The organism is Streptomyces sp. NPDC006296 (assembly GCF_040613235.1).
In the GTDB taxonomy this organism is placed as follows: Bacteria; Actinomycetota; Actinomycetes; order Streptomycetales; family Streptomycetaceae; genus Streptomyces.
This window is the reverse complement of sequence record NZ_JBEXRT010000007.1, coordinates 21011-37877: the sequence shown is the minus strand read 5'-3', so window position 1 is coordinate 37877 and position 16867 is coordinate 21011. Positions and strand designations below refer to the sequence as shown.

Here is a 16867-nt window from a genome sequence, read left to right as displayed (position 1 = left end):
CCACTCCCTCATCCGGTCCGTGAGACCTGGTGGTCCCGCTTTCACATCACGCTGCACGTGGAAGCGGGACCCGTGAGTCCCCGCACGGGGCACAGGTCTAAACCAATTCCCGGCAGACACTTGTCACCTGGCCCGCAGCCTGATGAGCTGTCCTCCGGGACACAACGGACACCCTGGGAATGGGAGATGTCGTGAGCAACGAAAGTCTGGCCAATCTGCTCAAGGAGGAGCGGCGGTTCACACCGCCCGCCGATCTGGCCGCGAACGCCAACGTGACAGTGGAGGCGTACCAGCAGGCCGAGGCGGACAGGCTGGGCTTCTGGGCCGAGCAGGCCCGCCGCCTGACCTGGGCCACGGAGCCGACGGAGACGCTCGACTGGAGCAATCCGCCCTTCGCGAAGTGGTTCGCCGACGGCGAGCTGAACGTCGCGTACAACTGCGTGGACCGCCACGTCGAGGCGGGCAACGGCGACCGGGTCGCGATCCACTTCGAGGGAGAGCCCGGCGACAGCCGCGCGATCACGTACGCGGAGCTGAAGGACGAGGTCTCCCGCGCGGCGAACGCGCTGACCGAGCTCGGGGTGGGCAAGGGCGACCGGGTCGCGGTCTATCTGCCGATGATCCCTGAGGCCGCCGTGGCGATGCTGGCCTGCGCCCGCATCGGCGCCGCCCATTCGGTGGTCTTCGGCGGCTTCTCCGCGGACGCCATCGCCGCCCGCATCCAGGACGCCGACGCCAAGGTCGTCATCACGGCCGACGGCGGCTACCGCCGCGGCAAGCCCTCGGCGCTCAAGCCCGCCGTGGACGACGCGGTCTCCCGCATCGACACGGTCGAGCACGTCCTCGTGGTCCGGCGCACCGGCCAGGACACCGCCTGGTCCGAGGGCCGGGACGTCTGGTGGCACGAGATCACCGGCCGGCAGTCGGCCGAGCACGCTCCCGAGGCCTTCGACGCGGAGCAGCCGCTCTTCATCCTGTACACGTCGGGCACCACGGGTAAGCCCAAGGGGATCCTGCACACCTCCGGGGGGTATCTCACCCAGGCGGCGTACACCCACCACGCGGTCTTCGACCTCAAGCCCGAGACCGACGTGTACTGGTGCACCGCCGACATCGGCTGGGTGACCGGACACTCGTACATCGTCTACGGCCCGCTGGCCAACGGCGCGACGCAGGTCATGTACGAGGGCACGCCCGACACGCCTCACCAGGGGCGGTTCTGGGAGATCGTCCAGAAGTACGGCGTCACGATCCTCTACACGGCGCCGACCGCGATCCGGACGTTCATGAAGTGGGGGGAGGACATCCCCGCGAAGTTCGATCTGTCGTCCCTGCGTGTCCTCGGTTCGGTCGGCGAGCCGATCAACCCCGAGGCCTGGATCTGGTACCGCAAGAACATCGGTGCGGACCTCGCCCCGATCGTGGACACCTGGTGGCAGACCGAGACCGGCGCCATGATGATCTCGCCGCTGCCCGGGGTCACGGCGACCAAGCCCGGTTCGGCTCAGCGGGCCCTGCCCGGCATCTCGGCCACCGTGGTCGACGACGAGGCCAACGAGGTACCGGACGGCGGGGGCGGCTACCTCGTCCTCACCGAGCCGTGGCCGTCGATGCTCCGCACCATCTGGGGCGACGACCAGCGCTTCATCGACACCTACTGGTCGCGCTTCGAGGGCAAGTACTTCGCGGGCGACGGCGCCAAGAAGGACCAGGACGGTGACATCTGGCTGCTCGGCCGGGTCGACGACGTCATGCTCGTGTCCGGGCACAACATCTCGACCACCGAGGTGGAATCGGCTCTGGTGTCGCACCCGTCGGTCGCCGAGGCCGCCGTGGTCGGCGCCAACGACGAGACGACCGGTCAGGCCATCGTCGCCTTCGTCATCCTGCGAGGCACCGCCACGGCCTCCGACGAACTGGTCGCCGAGCTGCGTCAGCACGTCGGCACCACGCTGGGGCCGATCGCAAAGCCCAAGCGTGTCCTTCCGGTGGCCGAGCTGCCGAAGACCCGGTCCGGCAAGATCATGCGCCGCCTGCTGCGTGATGTCGCCGAGAACCGCGAGCTGGGCGACGTCACGACGCTCACCGACTCGTCGGTGATGGCGCTCATCCAGACGCAGCTGCCCTCCGCGTCCTCCGAGGACTGAGAGAGCAGGCACGACCGGTGTGGGAGGGCGGCAGACCGCAGGACAACAGGCCCGGACGGTCCCGGGCCTGACCGCCCGTCCCACCGGGTGCCTGATCTCCCCCGCCCCCACCGGGTGCCCGAACTCCCCCGGCACCCGGTCGGTGCTCGCTCTCCCGGGCACCCGCCAGGTGCTCGCCCTCTGCGGGCGCCCACCCGCGAGGACTGTCCGCCCGCCGGGACTGTCCGGCCCGCCGTCGAGGGGCATCCGGAGCGATCCGGATGCCCCTTCCGGCTCTCCTCGGAGGGCCGGCACCAGGACCGGCGGCCGGGCCCCGGAACCCCGCCGCTGGGCCGGCGTTCCCCGCAGGACCAGTGCCCCGGCGCAGTGGTGCCGTCCGGAACACGAACCGGCACCGCCCGGCCGGCGCAGCGGCGCCGCCCGGAGCACGAACGGCACCGCCCGGAGCACGCTGCCGGGCGGCGGGCGGTGGATCCGGATACGTTTCCGGTACCCCGGGTAGAGTGGAGATTCCCTCGGGCGGGTCACGTCGTCGTGTACGCGTGCCCGCCGACGCGGAAGCGTCCGCAGGTCAGCGCGAGGACCGACCGACATCAAGAGCAGCAGCGCCACCCGCAGCACCGACAACGACATAGACATCTCCACAGGGGCGCCGGGAAGTCTGGTCGGCATGTGTGTCCGCCATGCCACCACTGCCGTCACCCGACCCGGAGGTCTCCCTCGTGGCCCCGCCCGCTCCCCCGTCCGACCGCCGCACCCTGCTCGGCCGGCTGTCCCTCCCCGAGCGCAACTACGTCGCCGAGGCCCTGCGCACCGAGACGGTCGGCGGCGTCATCCTGCTGGTGGCCGCCGTCGCCGCCCTCGTCTGGGCCAACACCTTCGGCTCCGCCTACGCCTCCGTCAGTGACTTCCACATCGGCCCCGAGGCGCTGGGACTGAACCTCTCGGTGGCCCACTGGGCGGCCGACGGACTGCTCGCCGTGTTCTTCTTCGTGGCGGGCGTCGAGCTCAAACGTGAGCTGGTCGCCGGGGAGCTCCGCGACCCCCGGGCCGCCGCCCTGCCGGTCGCCGCGGCGCTCTGCGGCATGGCCGTCCCCGCCCTCGTCTACACGGTGGCCGCGGGACTGGGCGACGGATCCCTCGCCGGCTGGGCCGTGCCCACCGCCACGGACATCGCGTTCGCACTCGCCGTCCTCGCGGTCATCGGTACGTCGCTGCCCGCGGCGCTGCGGGCCTTCCTGTTGACGCTCGCCGTCGTCGACGACCTCTTCGCCATCCTCATCATCGCGGTCTTCTTCACCGAGAACATCGACTTCCTGGCGCTCGGCGGGGCGTTCCTCGGTTTGGCGGTGTTCTACACGCTGCTGCGCACCGGCGTCCGGGGCTGGTACGTCTACCTCCCGCTCGCCCTGGTCATCTGGGCGCTGATGTACAACAGCGGGGTCCACGCGACGATCGCGGGGGTCGCGATGGGCCTGATGCTGCGCTGCACCCGGCGCGAGGGGGAGACGCACTCCCCCGGCGAGCACATCGAGCACCTGGTGCGGCCGCTGTCGGCCGGGGTCGCCGTGCCGCTGTTCGCCCTCTTCTCCGCAGGCGTCACCCTCAAGGGCGACGCCCTGGCCGGCGTCTTCACCCGGCCCGAGACGCTCGGGGTGGTTCTCGGTCTGGTCGTCGGCAAGACGATCGGCATCTTCGGCGGCACCCGGCTCGTCACCCGTTTCACCAAGGCCGAGCTGAACAAGGACCTCACCTGGGCGGACGTCTTCGCCGTGGCCACACTCGCCGGGATCGGCTTCACCGTCTCGCTGCTCATCGGGGAGCTCGCCTTCGCCGGCGACGAGGACATGATCAACGAGGTCAAGGCCGCGGTCCTCATCGGATCCCTGATTGCGGCCGTACTCTCCGGTGTACTGCTCAAACTGCGGGTACGCAGATACAGGGCGCTGTACGAGGCGGAGGAACTCGACGCGGACGAATCGGGCGTGCCCGACGTCTACGAACAGGACGACCCGGAGTACCACCTGCGGATGGCCGCGATCCACGAGAGGAAGGCGGCCGAGCACCGCCGCCTTGCCGAACGGGCGGGGGGAGCGAGCAGCGAGCCGGACAGTCCGGCATGATCGGACATCGGATGTACAGAAGAGGAGAGGGAGTCAGGGATGAGCGACCCCGGCAACTACGCGGGCAGCACCGACCGTAGTATCGGACAGCTGTTCGCCTCGGCGACGGCGGAGATGTCCGCGCTGGTGCACGACGAGATCGCCCTGGCCAAGGCCGAGGTGCGGCAGGACGTCAAGCGCGGAGTGATCGGCAGCGTGGCGTTCATCGTCACGGGTGTGCTGATCCTGTTCGCGATCCCCGTGCTGAGTTTCGCCGCGGCCTACGGGATCCACAACCTCGGGCTCGGGCTCGCCTGGTCGTTCCTGATCGTGGGCGGTGCGTTCATCCTGCTGGGGATCCTGCTCGCCCTCTTCGGGCTCGCCAAGTTCAAGAAGGTCAAGCCGCCGGAGAAGTCCATCGCCTCGGCCAAGCAGACCGCCGCGGTCCTGCAGGGCGTCAAGCCGCACCCGCGGCCCGTCGACGGCACGCGTGCGATCGAGCAGGGACAGGGGAGCACACTCTCGGACAGGGCCGTGGAGAACCTGCCTGTCCAGGACAAGGCGGTCTCTGTGACACGCTCGTCCACATGACCGACCCCGATTTCAGCGCATCCGGCCCGGTGGGGCCGCTGGGACCGGCTGCCGGTTCCGGCGGCCCCGTCCGCATCGACGGGCCGTGGACCCACCGCGATGTGGCCGCCAACGGCGCACGCTTCCACATCGCCGAACTGGGCGACGGGCCGCTGGTGCTGTTGCTGCACGGGTTCCCGCAGTTCTGGTGGACCTGGCGCCATCAGCTGACCGCTCTGGCCGACGCCGGCTACCGCGCGGTCGCGATGGACCTGCGCGGGGTCGGCGGCAGCGACCGTACGCCCCGCGGCTACGACCCCGCGAACCTGGCGCTCGACGTCACCGGGGTGATCCGCTCGCTCGGCGAGCCGGACGCGGCGCTCGTGGGACACGACATGGGCGGCTATCTCGCCTGGACCGCCGCCGTGATGCGGCCGAAGTTGGTGCGGCGGCTGGTGGTGTCCTCGATGCCGCATCCGCGTCGCTGGCGTTCCTCGATGCTCTCGGACCCCGCGCAGTCCCGGGCGGGTTCGCACATCTGGGGCTTTCAGCGGCCCTGGGTCCCGGAGCGTCAGCTCGTGGCGGACGACGCGGCGTTGGTGGCCCGGATGATCCGCGACTGGTCGGGGCCGCGGACGCAGGAATTCCCTGACGACGCGACGGTGGACGTCTACCGCCGCGCCATGTGCATCCCGTCGACGGCGCACTGCTCGATCGAGCCGTACCGCTGGATGGTGCGGTCCCTGGCACGTCCGGACGGTGTCCAGTTCAACCGCCGGATGAAGCGGCCGGTGCGCGTACCGACGCTGCATCTCCACGGCTCGCTCGACCCGGCCGTCCGGACCCGCAGCTCAGCGGGGTCGGGTGAGTACGTCGAAGCACCGTACCGGTGGCGACTTTTCGACGGGCTGGGGCACTTCCCCCACGAGGAGGACCCGGTCGGTTTCTCGACCGAACTCATCAACTGGCTCAAGGATCCTGAGCCGGACCGGTAGCCCGAACGGCACACCTGTCCGACGAACAGCCATGTGCCCGGCGCATAAGCCATTTGGCTGACTCCCGCACGATTACCGACCTTGGGTCGGGGGCACACGTCGGGGTATGGGCTGGACGCGCGACTTCGATGACGCAGCACGCAACCGCCGCTCGACGGCTCCTGCCGGTCCGAGCGTTCACGAGGGGGGCGGCTCACCGAGCCGGGTGCACGAGATGAGCGATTTCCACGATCTCCGGCTGGGGATCCCGCGCATTCTGCATCGCCGGGCCCGCTGGGTCTCGGCACGCCTGCGCCACCCCCGTGGATGACGCGGTCGCCCTCGGGCGACGCGCGGCGCGCCGGATGCCGGATCCGTCGAGATCCGGTCTCCGGCTCCTGCGCTCCGTGATTCCGCCGGTACGCGGATCCGGCACGGCGGCAGAGCCCCGGTAGTCCGGAGTTCCGGAAGCCCGGAGCCCCGGCAGGTCCGGGCGTAAACGACCGGGCGCGAACGACCGGGCCGAGCGCCCCGGCGCCCGTGCGCCAGCCGGCCGGCCGGCGCCGCGCGGGACCACCGCGACCACGCAGCCACCGCGCCCGTCGGACGGCCGACCACGTGTCCCGCGCCCCGCCACGGCCACCGGACCGTCACCACCATGGCGAGAGCCACGGTCGCGGCCGCGGCCGCAGTCGCAGTCGCAGTCGCAGTCGCAGTCGCAGTCGCAGTCGCAGTCGCAGTCGCAGTCGCAGTCGGCCGACGGTCGCACCGCCCGGACTCAGGCCGGTGCGGACACTCCTGCCGGGAGAGCTTGCGGATGTCCGCGCCCGCACCGCTTCAGGGCGCCCGCCACGCCCCCCTCCGGCCTCAGCCGGTCAGGACAGCGCTCCGGAGCCGACCCCCGGTCCCGGAGCCCTCAGCACCCGCGCACCTCAGCGCCCCGGCACCCCCGCGCCCCCAAGGTCCCGGCACGCGGGCGCTCAGGGGCGGGGATCCAGGGCGCGAGCGCTCAGTACACGCGGTGCCTCAGAGCGCGCAGCCCTGGCTGTCGACCTGCTGCACGGAGGCCTTGCCCAGCTTGATGTCCTCGCGGATCTCGTCGGCCGTCAGCGCGTAACCCGTCTCCGGGTCGTCGAGCGACTTGGCGAACACCACTCCGTACACCTTGCCGTCCGGAGTCAGCAGCGGGCCGCCGGAGTTGCCCTGCCGGACGGTCGCGAAGAGCGAGTAGACGTCACGCCGCACGGTGCCCCGGTGGTAGATGTCCGGGCCGTTGGCGTCGATACGGCCCCGGATGCGCGCGGAGCGCACATCGTAGGCGCCGTTCTCCGGGAAGCCGGCGACGATGGCGCTGTCGCCGGTCTCCGCGTCCTTGTCGGGGGCGGTGAAGCGCAGCGGCTCGGCGTCCAGGTCCGGCACGTCCAGCACGGCGATGTCCCGCTCCCAGTCGTAGAGGACGACCTTGGCGTCGTAGAGACGGCCCTCGCCGCCGATCTGGACCGTGGGCTCGTCGACGCCGCCGACCACGTGGGCGTTGGTCATCACCCGGCGGTCGGAGAAGACGAAACCGGTCCCTTCGAGGACCTTGCCGCAGCCCGGTGCCATGCCGACGACCTTGACGATGGACTTCTTGGCGCGGGTGGCGACGGGGCTTCCGGCCAGCGCCGGGTCCGGCGGGTCGACCTCGGTGATGGTTTCGTCGGCGAAGGGGCTGAAGACCTGCGGGAAACCGTTCTGCGCCAGCACGGAGGAGAAGTCCGTGAACCAGTTGGACGCCTGAGCGGGCATCACCCGGGAGACCCCGAGCAGGACCGAGGAGCTGCGGACCTCCTTGCCCAGCGTCGGCAGCGACGTACCGGCCAGCGCGGAACCGATCAGCCAGGCCACCAGGAGCATGGCCACCACATTGACCAGGGAGCCGCCCGTGGCGTCCAGCGCCCGGGCCGGCGACCACGTGATGTGCCGGCGGAGCCGGTTGCCGAGGTGGGTGGTGAACGCCTGCCCCACGGAGGCGCACACGATCACGAGCACGACCGCGACGATGGCGGCGGTGGAGGAGACTTCCGAGCCGTCGGTCAGCCGGTCCCAGATGACCGGCAGCACATAGACGGCGACGAGGCCACCGCCCAGGAAACCGATCACGGACAGGATGCCGACGACGAAGCCCTGTCGGTACCCGATGACCGCGAACCACACGGCGCCGAGGAGCAGCAGGATGTCCAGCACGTTCACCGTCTATAGCCTCGCAGATTCGTCACCTGGCCCGTCCGGTTCGACGGGGTCCGGGCCAGGCCCGGAACAGCGCAGCACGGGACTCAGCCTGTCATGAGCGCCGGTCGAGCGGCACCTGCCTGGTCCTGTCCCAGGGGCGTTCCCACCCCGCGTAGTGCACAATCCTGTCGATCACACCGGCTGTGAACCCCCAGACCAGGGTGGATTCGACCAGAAACGCGGGGCCCAGGTGGCCGCTGCCGGGGTGGGCGACGGTGACGCGGTGGGCCGGGTCGGTGAGATCCGCCACGGAGGCGGTGAAGACCCGGGCCGTCTCGGCCGGGTCGACGACCCCCACCGGGCTCGGCGTCCGCCACCAGCCGAGGACGGGCGTGACCACGAAGCCGCTCACCGGGATGTAGAGCCGGGGCAGCACTCCGAAGAGCTGGACGCCGCCGGGATCGAGTCCGGTCTCCTCCTCCGCCTCCCGCAGGGCGGCCCTGAGCGGGCCGGTGGTCAGGTGGTCGCCGTCCTCGGGGTCGAGGGCGCCTCCGGGGAAGGACGGCTGGCCCGCGTGGGAGCGCAGGGAGCCGGAACGCTCCATCAGGAGCAGCTCGGGGCCGCGCTCGCTCTCGCCGAAGAGGACGAGGACGGCGGACTCGCGTCCGGCACCGCTCTCGGGCGGCAGGAACCGGCTGAGCTGCCGGGCCTTCACGGTCCTCGCCGCGCTCGCGACGGGCCGGAGCCAGCCGGGCAGGCCGTCGTCGCGGACGGTGAGCGCGTCGGCGTGGGGCCCGCCCGTCCCGCTGCCGGCCGCGTCGACCGCGGCCCGTGTGCTCTGTGCGTGCGTCATGGGCACCCCCGTCGTTCCAACGCCTGCCGTCGGCCGTTTCGTTCCGGACGGGCCCGTATTGCGGTCGGGCGTCGGTGCCGCGGACGGGTCCGCACCCCGGTCGGGCGGCCTCGCCGCGGGCCCCTCGGCGGGCCGGGCCGGCCGTCCGGAAGACCCCGGACGGCCCCCGGCAGGGGAGGGCCGCCCCCGCGCAGGACGGCCGCTCATCCGGCTCCCAGCGGCGGGGCGGGGCTGCCCGGGTAGTCCGGAGGCGGGCTGAGGCGCTGGCCCGGCTGGCCGCCCATCTCGTACTTCAGGAGCTTCCGGGCCTTCTCGGGATCCGTCTCGCCCTCGCCGTACGAGGGGCAGAGCCCGGCGATCGGGCAGGCCCCGCAGGCGGGCTTGCGGGAGTGGCAGATGCGGCGGCCGTGGAAGACGACCCGGTGCGAGAGCATCGTCCACTCGCTCTTCGGGAAGATCGCGGCGATCTCGGCCTCGACCTTCTCCGGATCCTCCTGCTCGGTCCACTTCCAGCGGCGGACCAGGCGGCCGAAGTGGGTGTCCACCGTGATGCCGGGCACGCCGAAGGCGTTGCCGAGGACGACGTTGGCCGTCTTGCGCCCGACGCCCGGCAGCTTCACCAGATCCGCCAGCCTGCCGGGGACCTCCCCGCCGAAGTCGTCCCGCAGGGCGGCCGACAGCCCCATGAGGGACCGTGCCTTGGCCCGGAAGAAGCCGGTCGGCCGGATGATCTCCTCCAGCTTCTCCGGAACGGCGGCGGCCATGTCCTCGGGTGTCGGGTACGCCGCGAAGAGTGCCGGGGTGGTCTGGTTGACCCGCAGGTCGGTGGTCTGCGCGGAGAGGACCGTGGCCACCAGGAGCTCGAAGGGGTTGCGGAAGTCCAGCTCGGGGTGGGCGTACGGGTAGACCTCGGCGAGCTCGCGGTTGATCCTGCGGGCGCGGCGGACCATCGCGAGGTGCGACTCCTGCTTCACGGTCCCGGCCGGCCTGCCCGCCCCGGACGCCTTCGCCGCGGATCCGGCGGGCTTCTTCGCGGACCCGGCCGCGGTCTTCCCGGGTCCGGCGGGCTTCTTCGCGGACCCGGCCGCCTTGCCCGCGGATCCGGCGGGCTTCTTCGCGGACCCGGCCGCGGTCTTCCCGGGTCCGACGGCCTTCGCCGCGCGCCCGGCAGGCTTCTCGGCGGGCTTGCCGGCAGCCGCTCCCGTCACCGCTCCTGCCGAGCGGTCTGCGGCTTTTCCAGCACTTCGTACACCTTGTTCGCCCACGGCGGAATTCCCGTCTCCCGACACCCCATCAGCCCCCTCGGCCTGCACTCTCACCGGCTTTCCGGACGCCCGGCCAGCCTAGAGCCAGCCACTGACATCCGCCCCGGTCACCGAGCAGCCACGCCCGATCGGCCCCCTGCCGTAGGGTCCGGCACGCTCGTGCGTCAAACTGGTTTGTGATCGATCGCACTGTTTTACCGTCCGGCATCATGGAAACGACGCTTCCCTGAACAGGCCGACAAGGAGAGAACTCGTGGACGACGTTCTGCGGCGCGCCCCGCTTTTCGCGGCGCTCGATGACGAGCAGGCCGCGGAGCTCCGCGCCTCGATGAGTGAGGTGACCCTCGCGCGCGGCGACGCGCTGTTCCACGAGGGGGATCCGGGCGACCGGCTGTACGTGGTCACCGAGGGCAAGGTGAAGCTCCACCGCACCTCGCCCGACGGGCGGGAGAACATGCTGGCCGTCCTCGGCCCCGGCGAGCTGATCGGTGAGCTGTCGCTCTTCGACCCGGGCCCGCGCACCGCCACCGCGACCGCGCTCACCGAGGTCAAGCTCCTCGGCCTCGGTCACGGGGACCTCCAGCCCTGGCTGAACGCGCGCCCCGAGGTGGCCACCGCGCTGCTGCGCGCCGTCGCCCGGCGCCTGCGCAAGACGAACGACCAGATGTCCGACCTGGTCTTCTCCGACGTGCCGGGGCGTGTCGCCCGTGCGCTCCTCGACCTGTCGCGCCGCTTCGGCGTGCAGTCGGAGGAGGGCATCCACGTCGTGCACGACCTGACCCAGGAAGAGCTGGCCCAGCTGGTCGGCGCCTCCCGCGAGACGGTCAACAAGGCGCTCGCGGACTTCGCCGGACGGGGCTGGCTGCGGCTGGAGGCACGTGCCGTGATCCTGCTGGACGTGGAGCGGCTGGCGAAGCGGTCCCGCTGAGCCCCGACACCCGCACCCCGGCGCCGTACGAGCGGGCGCCCGGCAGCTCACCACCACGTGTCGCGGCAGGCCGGGCCGACCGTCCGGAAGGCCCCTGACGGCCCCGAGAGGCCCCACTCCGGTGGGGCCTCTCGCCCGTGCGGGGCGCCCGTGCCCGGCGGGCGGCAGGGCCGCGCGGGAGCGACGGGTCAGATCAGGCCGTGCTCGGTCAGGTACTCCAGCTGCGCCCGTACCGACAGCTCCGCCGCGGGCCAGAGGGAGCGGTCCACATCCGCGTACACCGCCGTCACGACCTCGGCGGGCGTCCGGTGTCCCGCCTCCACGGCCGTCTCGACCTGCGCGAGCCGGTGGGCCCGGTGGGCGAGGTAGAACTCGACGGCCCCCTGTGCGTCCTCCAGGACGGGCCCGTGCCCCGGGAGCACCGTGTGCACCCCGTCGTCGACCGTCAGGGAGCGCAGCCTCCGCAGGGTGTCCAGGTAGTCGCCGAGCCGTCCGTCCGGATGGGCGACGACGGTGGTGCCGCGCCCGAGGACCGTGTCCCCCGTCAGCACGGCGCCGTCGGCGGGCAGATGGAAGGACAGCGAGTCCGCGGTGTGCCCCGGGGTGGGGACGACCCGGAGTTCGAGCCCGCCCGTGGTGATCACGTCGCCCGCCGTGAGCCCCTCGTCGCCGAGGCGCAGGGCCACGTCCAGGGCACGCACCTTCGTCCGGGTGAGCTCGGCGAACCGGGCGGCACCCGCCGCGTGGTCGGGGTGCCCGTGCGTGAGCAGCGTGAGGCCGACGCGCCGTCCCGCCCTCTCCGCGGTCTCCACGACGGCCCGCAGGTGTACGTCGTCGAGCGGACCCGGATCGATCACGACCGCGAGGTCGGAGTCCGGTTCGGCGACGATCCAGGTGTTCGTGCCGTCCAGCGTCATCGCCGAGGCGTTGGGCGCCAGGACGTTGACCGTACGCGCGGTGGCGGGTCCGGAGAGGACCCCGCCGCGGGGCTGTCCGGGCAGTGCGGCCGCGTCACTCATGCGGGGTCCCCCTCCTCACCCTCTCCCTCGCCCGCGGGAGGAGGTGCGGAGCCGCCGGACGCCGGGACGTGCCGGGTGAACTCCTCGTGTCCGGGCCAGCTCAGCACCAGCTCGTCGCCCTCCATGCGGGCCTCTGCCAGCACGGGGACGAGGCTCTGGTCGCCGGCCGCCCCCAGCGCCTCCGCGGCCGTCCCGTACGGGCTCAGCGTCCGCAGGGTGGCCACGGTGGGCGGCATCATCAGCAGGTCCCCCCGGTCGTAGCCCTCGGCGGCGTCGCCGGGCCGGATCCACACCGTCCGGTCGGCCTCGGTGGACACGTTCCGGGTGCGCTGTCCCTCCGGGAGCACGGCCACGAAGAACCAGGTGTCGTAGCGCCGCGGTTCGAACGCCGGCGTGATCCAGCGCGCCCACGCGGCCAGCAGATCGGAACGCAGCACCAGGCCCCGGCGGTCCAGGAACGCCGCGAACGACAGGTCCCGGGCGACGAGCGCCTCCCGGTCGGCCTCCCAGTCGGCGCCCGTGGTGTCGCTCACGACGGTGTCGGCGCTCGGCCCGGCCAGCAGGACGCCCGCCTCCTCGTACGTCTCGCGGACCGCGGCGCAGACGACGGCCTGCGCCTCGGTGGGGGTGCCGACGCCCAGCCGGTCCGCCCAGCTCTCCAGGGACGGTCCCGCCCAGCCCACGAGGCGGTCGTCGTCCCGCGGGTCCACCCCGCCACCCGGATAGGCGTACGCGCCCCCGGCAAACTCCATGGACGTCCGCCGGCGCAGCATGTGGACGGCGGGACCCGCCCCGCCCGTCCCCGGCGGATCGTCCCGGAGCAGCATCACCGTGGCCGCGCGCCTGGGGGTCACGGCCGTCAGCTCGCCGCTGTCGAGGGCGCGGATCCGAGCGGGCCATTCCGGTGGGTACCACTGACCGTTGGGCATGGCCGGAGGCTATCCGGAACCGCGCCGATGTTCGAGAGGCCTCCGGCGCGGTGTCTGCCCCTTACACACAGGCCCCCGAACGCGTGATCCTGCGCCCCGTGATCCCGGCGGGCGCGGGCCCGGCCGGCACGGTCCTGGCGCTGCCCGGTTCAGGGCGGCCCGCTTCCGTCGGGGGCGGCTCCGACCCCGCGCGCCCCGTGGCCGGCCCGGTTCCGACACACGTGATCCCGCCCGGCAACCGGGCCGGGCGGGATCACGGACGTACGGGATCAGGCGTCGACGAGCTCCACCTGGACCTCGATCTCCACCGGGGCGTCCAGCGGCAGCACCGCGACACCCACGGCGCTGCGGGCGTGCACGCCCTTGTCGCCCAGGACCGCGCCCAGCAGCTCGCTCGCGCCGTTGACGACGCCCGGCTGCCCGGTGAAGTCGGAGGCCGAGGCGACGAAGCCCACGACCTTCACCACCCGGGCGATCCGGTCCAGGTCGCCGGCGACCGACTTCACCGCCGCGAGGGCGTTCAGCGCACAGGTCCTGGCGAGCTCCTTCGCTTCGTCCGCGGTGACCTCGGCGCCGACCTTGCCGGTCACCGCGAGTGTGCCGTCCACCATCGGGAGCTGGCCCGAGGTGTAGACGTACACCCCGGACCGCACGGCCGGCTGGTACGAGGCCAGCGGCGGCACGACGTCGGGGAGGGTCAGGCCGAGCTCGGCGAGCTTCGCCTCGACGGCGCCCGCCACTACGGCTTCTCCCGCTTCAGGTAGGCCACGAGCTGCTCGGGGTTGTTCGGGCCGGGAACGACCTGGACCAGCTCCCAGCCGTCCTCGCCCCAGGTGTCCAGAATCTGCTTGGTCGCGTGCACGAGAAGGGGCACGGTCGCGTATTCCCACTTGGTCATGCAGCCGACTGTAATGCCTGGCACACGCGGCCTCGTGCGTAGCCTGCCTGCCGACTGGTTAGGCTCGAAGGCGTGAGCAGGTTCCAGGTCGTCAGCGGCAAGGGCGGGACCGGTAAGACCACGGTCGCCGCCGCACTCGCGCTCGCCCTCGCGACCGAGGGCAGGCGCACGCTCCTCGTCGAGGTCGAGGGCAGGCAGGGCATCGCCCAGCTCTTCGAGTCCGATCCCCTCCCCTACGAGGAACGCAGGATCGCCGTCGCCCCCGGCGGCGGCGAGGTCCACGCGCTGGCGATCGACGCCGAGCGGGCGCTCCTGGACTACCTCCAGATGTTCTACAAGCTGGGCAGTGCGGGCCGGGCACTGAAGAAGATCGGCGCGATCGACTTCGCCACCACCATCGCCCCGGGTGTCCGGGACGTCCTGCTGACCGGCAAGGCGTGCGAGGCCGTGCGCCGCAAGGACAAGCAGGGCAGGTTCGTCTACGACCACGTGATCATGGACGCGCCCCCCACCGGCCGGATCACCCGCTTCCTCAACGTGAACGACGAGGTGGCGGGCCTGGCCCGGATCGGCCCCATACACAACCAGGCCCAGGCGGTGATGCGGGTGCTCAAGTCCCCTCAGACCGCGGTCCACCTGGTGACGCTCCTGGAGGAGATGCCGGTCCAGGAGACCGCCGACGGGATCGCCGAGCTGCGGGCCGCGGAACTGCCCGTGGGCCGGGTCGTGGTGAACATGGTCCGGCCCCACCTGCTGGACGAGGACGCCCTGCGGACGGCGTCGGGGGGCCGGCGCAAGGAGATCGCGAAGACGCTCACCCGGGCCGGGGTGACGGGTTCGGCGGGGCTGGTGCGACCGCTGGTCGCGCAGGCCGCCGAGCACGCCCAGCGGGTGGGTCTGGAGCGTGAGCAGCGCAGTGTGCTGGCCGGGCTGGGACTGCCCCTGGCGGAGCTCCCCCTGATCACCGGGGGAATGAGCCCGTCCGCGCTGGACGAACTGGCGGAGGAGTTCCGCAAGCAGGGTGTCGGCGACGAGACCGCGGACGCGGCGGGGCCCACGCCCCGGGACGGCGGACGACGCGGCTCCGGACGAGGGGCGGGTTCATGACGGCGGACACGGACATCGCACCGGGGCTGGAGACCGACGCGCTCCTCGACGACCCCGGGATCCGCATCGTCGTGTGCTGCGGTTCCGGCGGCGTGGGCAAGACCACGACCGCGGCGGCGCTCGGTGTGCGGGCGGCCGAGCGGGGCCGCAAGGTCGTCGTCCTCACCATCGACCCGGCCCGCCGGCTCGCCCAGTCCATGGGCATCGACCGGCTGGACAACGTCCCGCGCCGGGTGGAGGGCATCGAGGGCGAGGGCGAGCTGCACGCCATGATGCTCGACATGAAGCGCACCTTCGACGAGACCGTCGAGGCGCACACGGACGCCGAGCGGGCCCGCGCGATCCTGGAGAACCCCTTCTACCAGTCCCTGTCGGCCGGGTTCGCGGGCACGCAGGAGTACATGGCGATGGAGAAGCTCGGGCAGCTCCGGGCCCGCGACGAGTGGGACCTGATCGTCGTCGACACCCCGCCGTCCCGCTCCGCCCTGGACTTCCTGGACGCGCCGAAACGTCTCGGCTCCTTCCTGGACGGGAAGTTCATCCGGCTGCTGATCGCCCCGGCGAAGATCGGCGGACGGGCCGGGATGAAGTTCCTCAACGTCGGGATGTCGATGATGACGGGGACGCTCGGGAAACTGCTCGGCGGCCAGTTCCTGCGGGACGTGCAGACCTTCGTCGCGGCGATGGACTCGATGTTCGGCGGATTCCGCACCCGGGCCGACGCGACGTACAAGCTGCTCCAGGCCCCCGGTACGGCGTTCCTCGTGGTGGCGACGCCGGAACGGGACGCGCTGCGCGAGGCCGCGTACTTCGTGGAGCGGCTGGCCGCGGAGGAGATGCCGCTGGCCGGACTGGTGCTCAACCGGGTGCACGGCAGTGAGGCGTCACGGCTCTCCGAGGAGCGGGCACTGGCGGCCGCGGAAAATCTTGAAGCCGTCGGCATTGTGGATCAGACGGAAGGGAAGGCTGGCCTTGGTGACCCGGTGAGCCCGGTGTCCGCCACCCCTCCCGCGGCCCCGGAGCCGCCGCTCTCCCCCGAGCGCAGCAACGACCCCACGCCCCACGACCCCCCGCAGCAGGAGCCGCCCCAGCACGACCGGACATCGCGCAGCCCCGAGCCGCACGGCCGTGGCCGGAAGCCGGCCGGCCCCTCCGTGTCAGGCACGGAGGCGGACACACCCGACACTCCCGGAACGCACGACGCGTCCAGCGAGGTGTCGGTCGAGCAGCTGACCGCCGGTCTGCTGCGTCTGCACGCCGAACGAATGCAGGTCGTCGCGCGCGAACAGGACACGCGTGACCGCTTCACCACACAGCACCCCGAGGTCCCGGTGGCCGAGGTGGCCGCACTGCCCGGTGACGTGCACGACCTCTCGGGCCTCAGGGCCGTCGGGGACCTGCTCGCGGCCGGATCCACCCCGGCCGGAGCCGCCTGAGCCCCGCCCCCACGGGTGGCCGCCCGAGCAGGCGTCACCCCACGGCGGCGTACGTCTCGTGCAGCTCGTCGTCGTGCAGGCCGTCGTCGTCCAGGCCCACCGCTGCGGGCAGCATGCCCGTGGACCGCTCGTACTCACTCCGCGCGGTCTCCAGCAGGCGGCGCCAGGACGTCACGGTGGGCCGCCTGCGCAGCAGCGCGCGGCGTTCCCGCTCGGTCATTCCGCCCCACACGCCGAACTCGACGCGATTGTCCAGCGCATCGGCCAGGCATTCGGTCCGCACCGGACATCCGGTGCACACCGCCTTGGCCCTGTTCTGCGCTGCCCCTTGTACGAACAGTTCATCCGGATCAGTAGTGCGGCAGGCTGCCTGCGCACTCCAGTCGGTTACCCAGCCCATGCCGGCGCCGTCCTCTCCCGAATCGAGG

General features: G+C 72.2%; 16 protein-coding genes. 8 read left to right on the top strand and 8 right to left on the bottom strand.

All coding sequences use genetic code 11. The annotated features are described in order from the left end of the window. Positions 1 to 179: 179 nt before the first annotated feature. The 5 genes from acs to ABZ172_RS06990 all read left to right on the top strand — a co-directional run bounded on the left by acs (position 180) and on the right by ABZ172_RS06990 (position 6124). Complete coding sequence (acs, locus tag ABZ172_RS07010) at positions 180 to 2147, top strand: acetate--CoA ligase (protein ID WP_356880967.1); 1968 nt, start codon at positions 180 to 182, stop codon at positions 2145 to 2147. Between the two features lie 683 nt (positions 2148 to 2830). Then, positions 2831 to 4270, top strand: coding sequence for a Na+/H+ antiporter NhaA (nhaA, locus tag ABZ172_RS07005; protein WP_356880965.1), 1440 nt, complete (start codon positions 2831 to 2833; stop codon positions 4268 to 4270). A gap of 39 nt (positions 4271 to 4309) precedes the next feature. After that, positions 4310 to 4840, top strand: a complete 531-nt coding sequence (locus tag ABZ172_RS07000) for a phage holin family protein (RefSeq protein WP_356880963.1) — start codon at positions 4310 to 4312, stop codon at positions 4838 to 4840. Further along, entirely contained in the window at positions 4837 to 5814 is a 978-nt protein-coding gene (locus ABZ172_RS06995) for an alpha/beta hydrolase (RefSeq protein WP_356880961.1), read from the top strand. The genes ABZ172_RS07000 and ABZ172_RS06995 overlap by 4 nt, the downstream gene beginning before the upstream one ends. Before the next feature lie 106 nt (positions 5815 to 5920). Then, positions 5921 to 6124, top strand: a complete 204-nt coding sequence (locus tag ABZ172_RS06990) for a hypothetical protein (RefSeq protein WP_356880959.1) — start codon at positions 5921 to 5923, stop codon at positions 6122 to 6124. Between the two features lie 695 nt (positions 6125 to 6819). Here the strand turns inward: ABZ172_RS06990 and ABZ172_RS06985 are convergent. From ABZ172_RS06985 to nth, 3 genes are all read right to left on the bottom strand, one after another. Beyond that, complete coding sequence (locus ABZ172_RS06985; protein WP_356880957.1) at positions 6820 to 8025, bottom strand: MarP family serine protease; 1206 nt, start codon at positions 8023 to 8025, stop codon at positions 6820 to 6822. Between the two features lie 91 nt (positions 8026 to 8116). Then, positions 8117 to 8857, bottom strand: a complete 741-nt coding sequence (locus tag ABZ172_RS06980; RefSeq protein ID WP_356880955.1) for a CoA pyrophosphatase — start codon at positions 8855 to 8857, stop codon at positions 8117 to 8119. Positions 8858 to 9060: 203 nt separating this feature from the next. Then, positions 9061 to 10065 carry an endonuclease III gene (gene nth, locus ABZ172_RS06975; RefSeq protein ID WP_356880953.1) on the bottom strand — a complete coding sequence of 335 codons (1005 nt, stop codon included), beginning with the start codon at positions 10063 to 10065 and terminating at the stop codon, positions 9061 to 9063. Positions 10066 to 10375: 310 nt separating this feature from the next. Between nth and ABZ172_RS06970 the strand changes: the two genes are divergently transcribed. After that, positions 10376 to 11050 carry a Crp/Fnr family transcriptional regulator gene (locus ABZ172_RS06970; RefSeq protein WP_014046869.1) on the top strand — a complete coding sequence of 225 codons (675 nt, stop codon included), beginning with the start codon at positions 10376 to 10378 and terminating at the stop codon, positions 11048 to 11050. Positions 11051 to 11238: 188 nt separating this feature from the next. Here the strand turns inward: ABZ172_RS06970 and ABZ172_RS06965 are convergent, their stop codons facing one another. From ABZ172_RS06965 to ABZ172_RS06950, 4 genes are all read right to left on the bottom strand, one after another. Further along, positions 11239 to 12069: an MBL fold metallo-hydrolase gene (locus tag ABZ172_RS06965; protein WP_356880951.1), complete on the bottom strand. Its 831-nt coding sequence runs from the start codon at positions 12067 to 12069 to the stop codon at positions 11239 to 11241. Continuing rightward, complete coding sequence (locus tag ABZ172_RS06960) at positions 12066 to 12998, bottom strand: NUDIX hydrolase (protein WP_356880949.1); 933 nt, start codon at positions 12996 to 12998, stop codon at positions 12066 to 12068. Before ABZ172_RS06960 ends, ABZ172_RS06965 begins: the two co-directional genes overlap by 4 nt. A 269-nt stretch (positions 12999 to 13267) precedes the next feature. After that, positions 13268 to 13738, bottom strand: a complete 471-nt coding sequence (locus ABZ172_RS06955) for a RidA family protein (RefSeq protein ID WP_356880947.1) — start codon at positions 13736 to 13738, stop codon at positions 13268 to 13270. Next, positions 13738 to 13896 (bottom strand): DUF4177 domain-containing protein, encoded by a 159-nt coding sequence (locus ABZ172_RS06950; RefSeq protein WP_019992579.1) that lies wholly within the window; start codon positions 13894 to 13896, stop codon positions 13738 to 13740. Before ABZ172_RS06950 ends, ABZ172_RS06955 begins: the two co-directional genes overlap by 1 nt. Positions 13897 to 13968: 72 nt before the next feature. On the opposite strand from ABZ172_RS06950, the gene ABZ172_RS06945 reads away from it, so the two are divergent. Then, a complete protein-coding gene (locus tag ABZ172_RS06945; protein ID WP_356880945.1) occupies positions 13969 to 15003 on the top strand; it encodes an ArsA-related P-loop ATPase in 1035 nt (344 codons plus the stop codon). Further along, positions 15000 to 16439 carry an ArsA family ATPase gene (locus ABZ172_RS06940; protein WP_356880943.1) on the top strand — a complete coding sequence of 480 codons (1440 nt, stop codon included), beginning with the start codon at positions 15000 to 15002 and terminating at the stop codon, positions 16437 to 16439. Before ABZ172_RS06945 ends, ABZ172_RS06940 begins: the two co-directional genes overlap by 4 nt. A gap of 34 nt (positions 16440 to 16473) precedes the next feature. Here the strand turns inward: ABZ172_RS06940 and ABZ172_RS06935 are convergent, their stop codons facing one another. Next, positions 16474 to 16839, bottom strand: coding sequence for a WhiB family transcriptional regulator (locus ABZ172_RS06935; RefSeq protein ID WP_356880941.1), 366 nt, complete (start codon positions 16837 to 16839; stop codon positions 16474 to 16476). Positions 16840 to 16867 lie beyond the last annotated feature (28 nt).

Excerpts from the sequence above, each read along its gene's own strand:
- acs (WP_356880967.1), top strand. The coding sequence starts at position 180 with ATGGGAGATGTCGTGAGCAACGAAAGTCTGGCCAATCTGCTCAAGGAG.
- nhaA (WP_356880965.1), top strand. The coding sequence starts at position 2,831 with ATGCCACCACTGCCGTCACCCGACCCGGAGGTCTCCCTCGTGGCCCCG.
- ABZ172_RS07000 (WP_356880963.1), top strand. The coding sequence starts at position 4,310 with ATGAGCGACCCCGGCAACTACGCGGGCAGCACCGACCGTAGTATCGGA.
- ABZ172_RS06995 (WP_356880961.1), top strand. The coding sequence starts at position 4,837 with ATGACCGACCCCGATTTCAGCGCATCCGGCCCGGTGGGGCCGCTGGGA.
- ABZ172_RS06990 (WP_356880959.1), top strand. The coding sequence starts at position 5,921 with ATGGGCTGGACGCGCGACTTCGATGACGCAGCACGCAACCGCCGCTCG.
- ABZ172_RS06980 (WP_356880955.1), bottom strand. The coding sequence starts at position 8,857 with ATGACGCACGCACAGAGCACACGGGCCGCGGTCGACGCGGCCGGCAGC.
- ABZ172_RS06965 (WP_356880951.1), bottom strand. The coding sequence starts at position 12,069 with ATGAGTGACGCGGCCGCACTGCCCGGACAGCCCCGCGGCGGGGTCCTC.
- ABZ172_RS06960 (WP_356880949.1), bottom strand. The coding sequence starts at position 12,998 with ATGCCCAACGGTCAGTGGTACCCACCGGAATGGCCCGCTCGGATCCGC.
- ABZ172_RS06950 (WP_019992579.1), bottom strand. The coding sequence starts at position 13,896 with ATGACCAAGTGGGAATACGCGACCGTGCCCCTTCTCGTGCACGCGACC.
- ABZ172_RS06940 (WP_356880943.1), top strand. The coding sequence starts at position 15,000 with ATGACGGCGGACACGGACATCGCACCGGGGCTGGAGACCGACGCGCTC.
- ABZ172_RS06935 (WP_356880941.1), bottom strand. The coding sequence starts at position 16,839 with ATGGGCTGGGTAACCGACTGGAGTGCGCAGGCAGCCTGCCGCACTACT.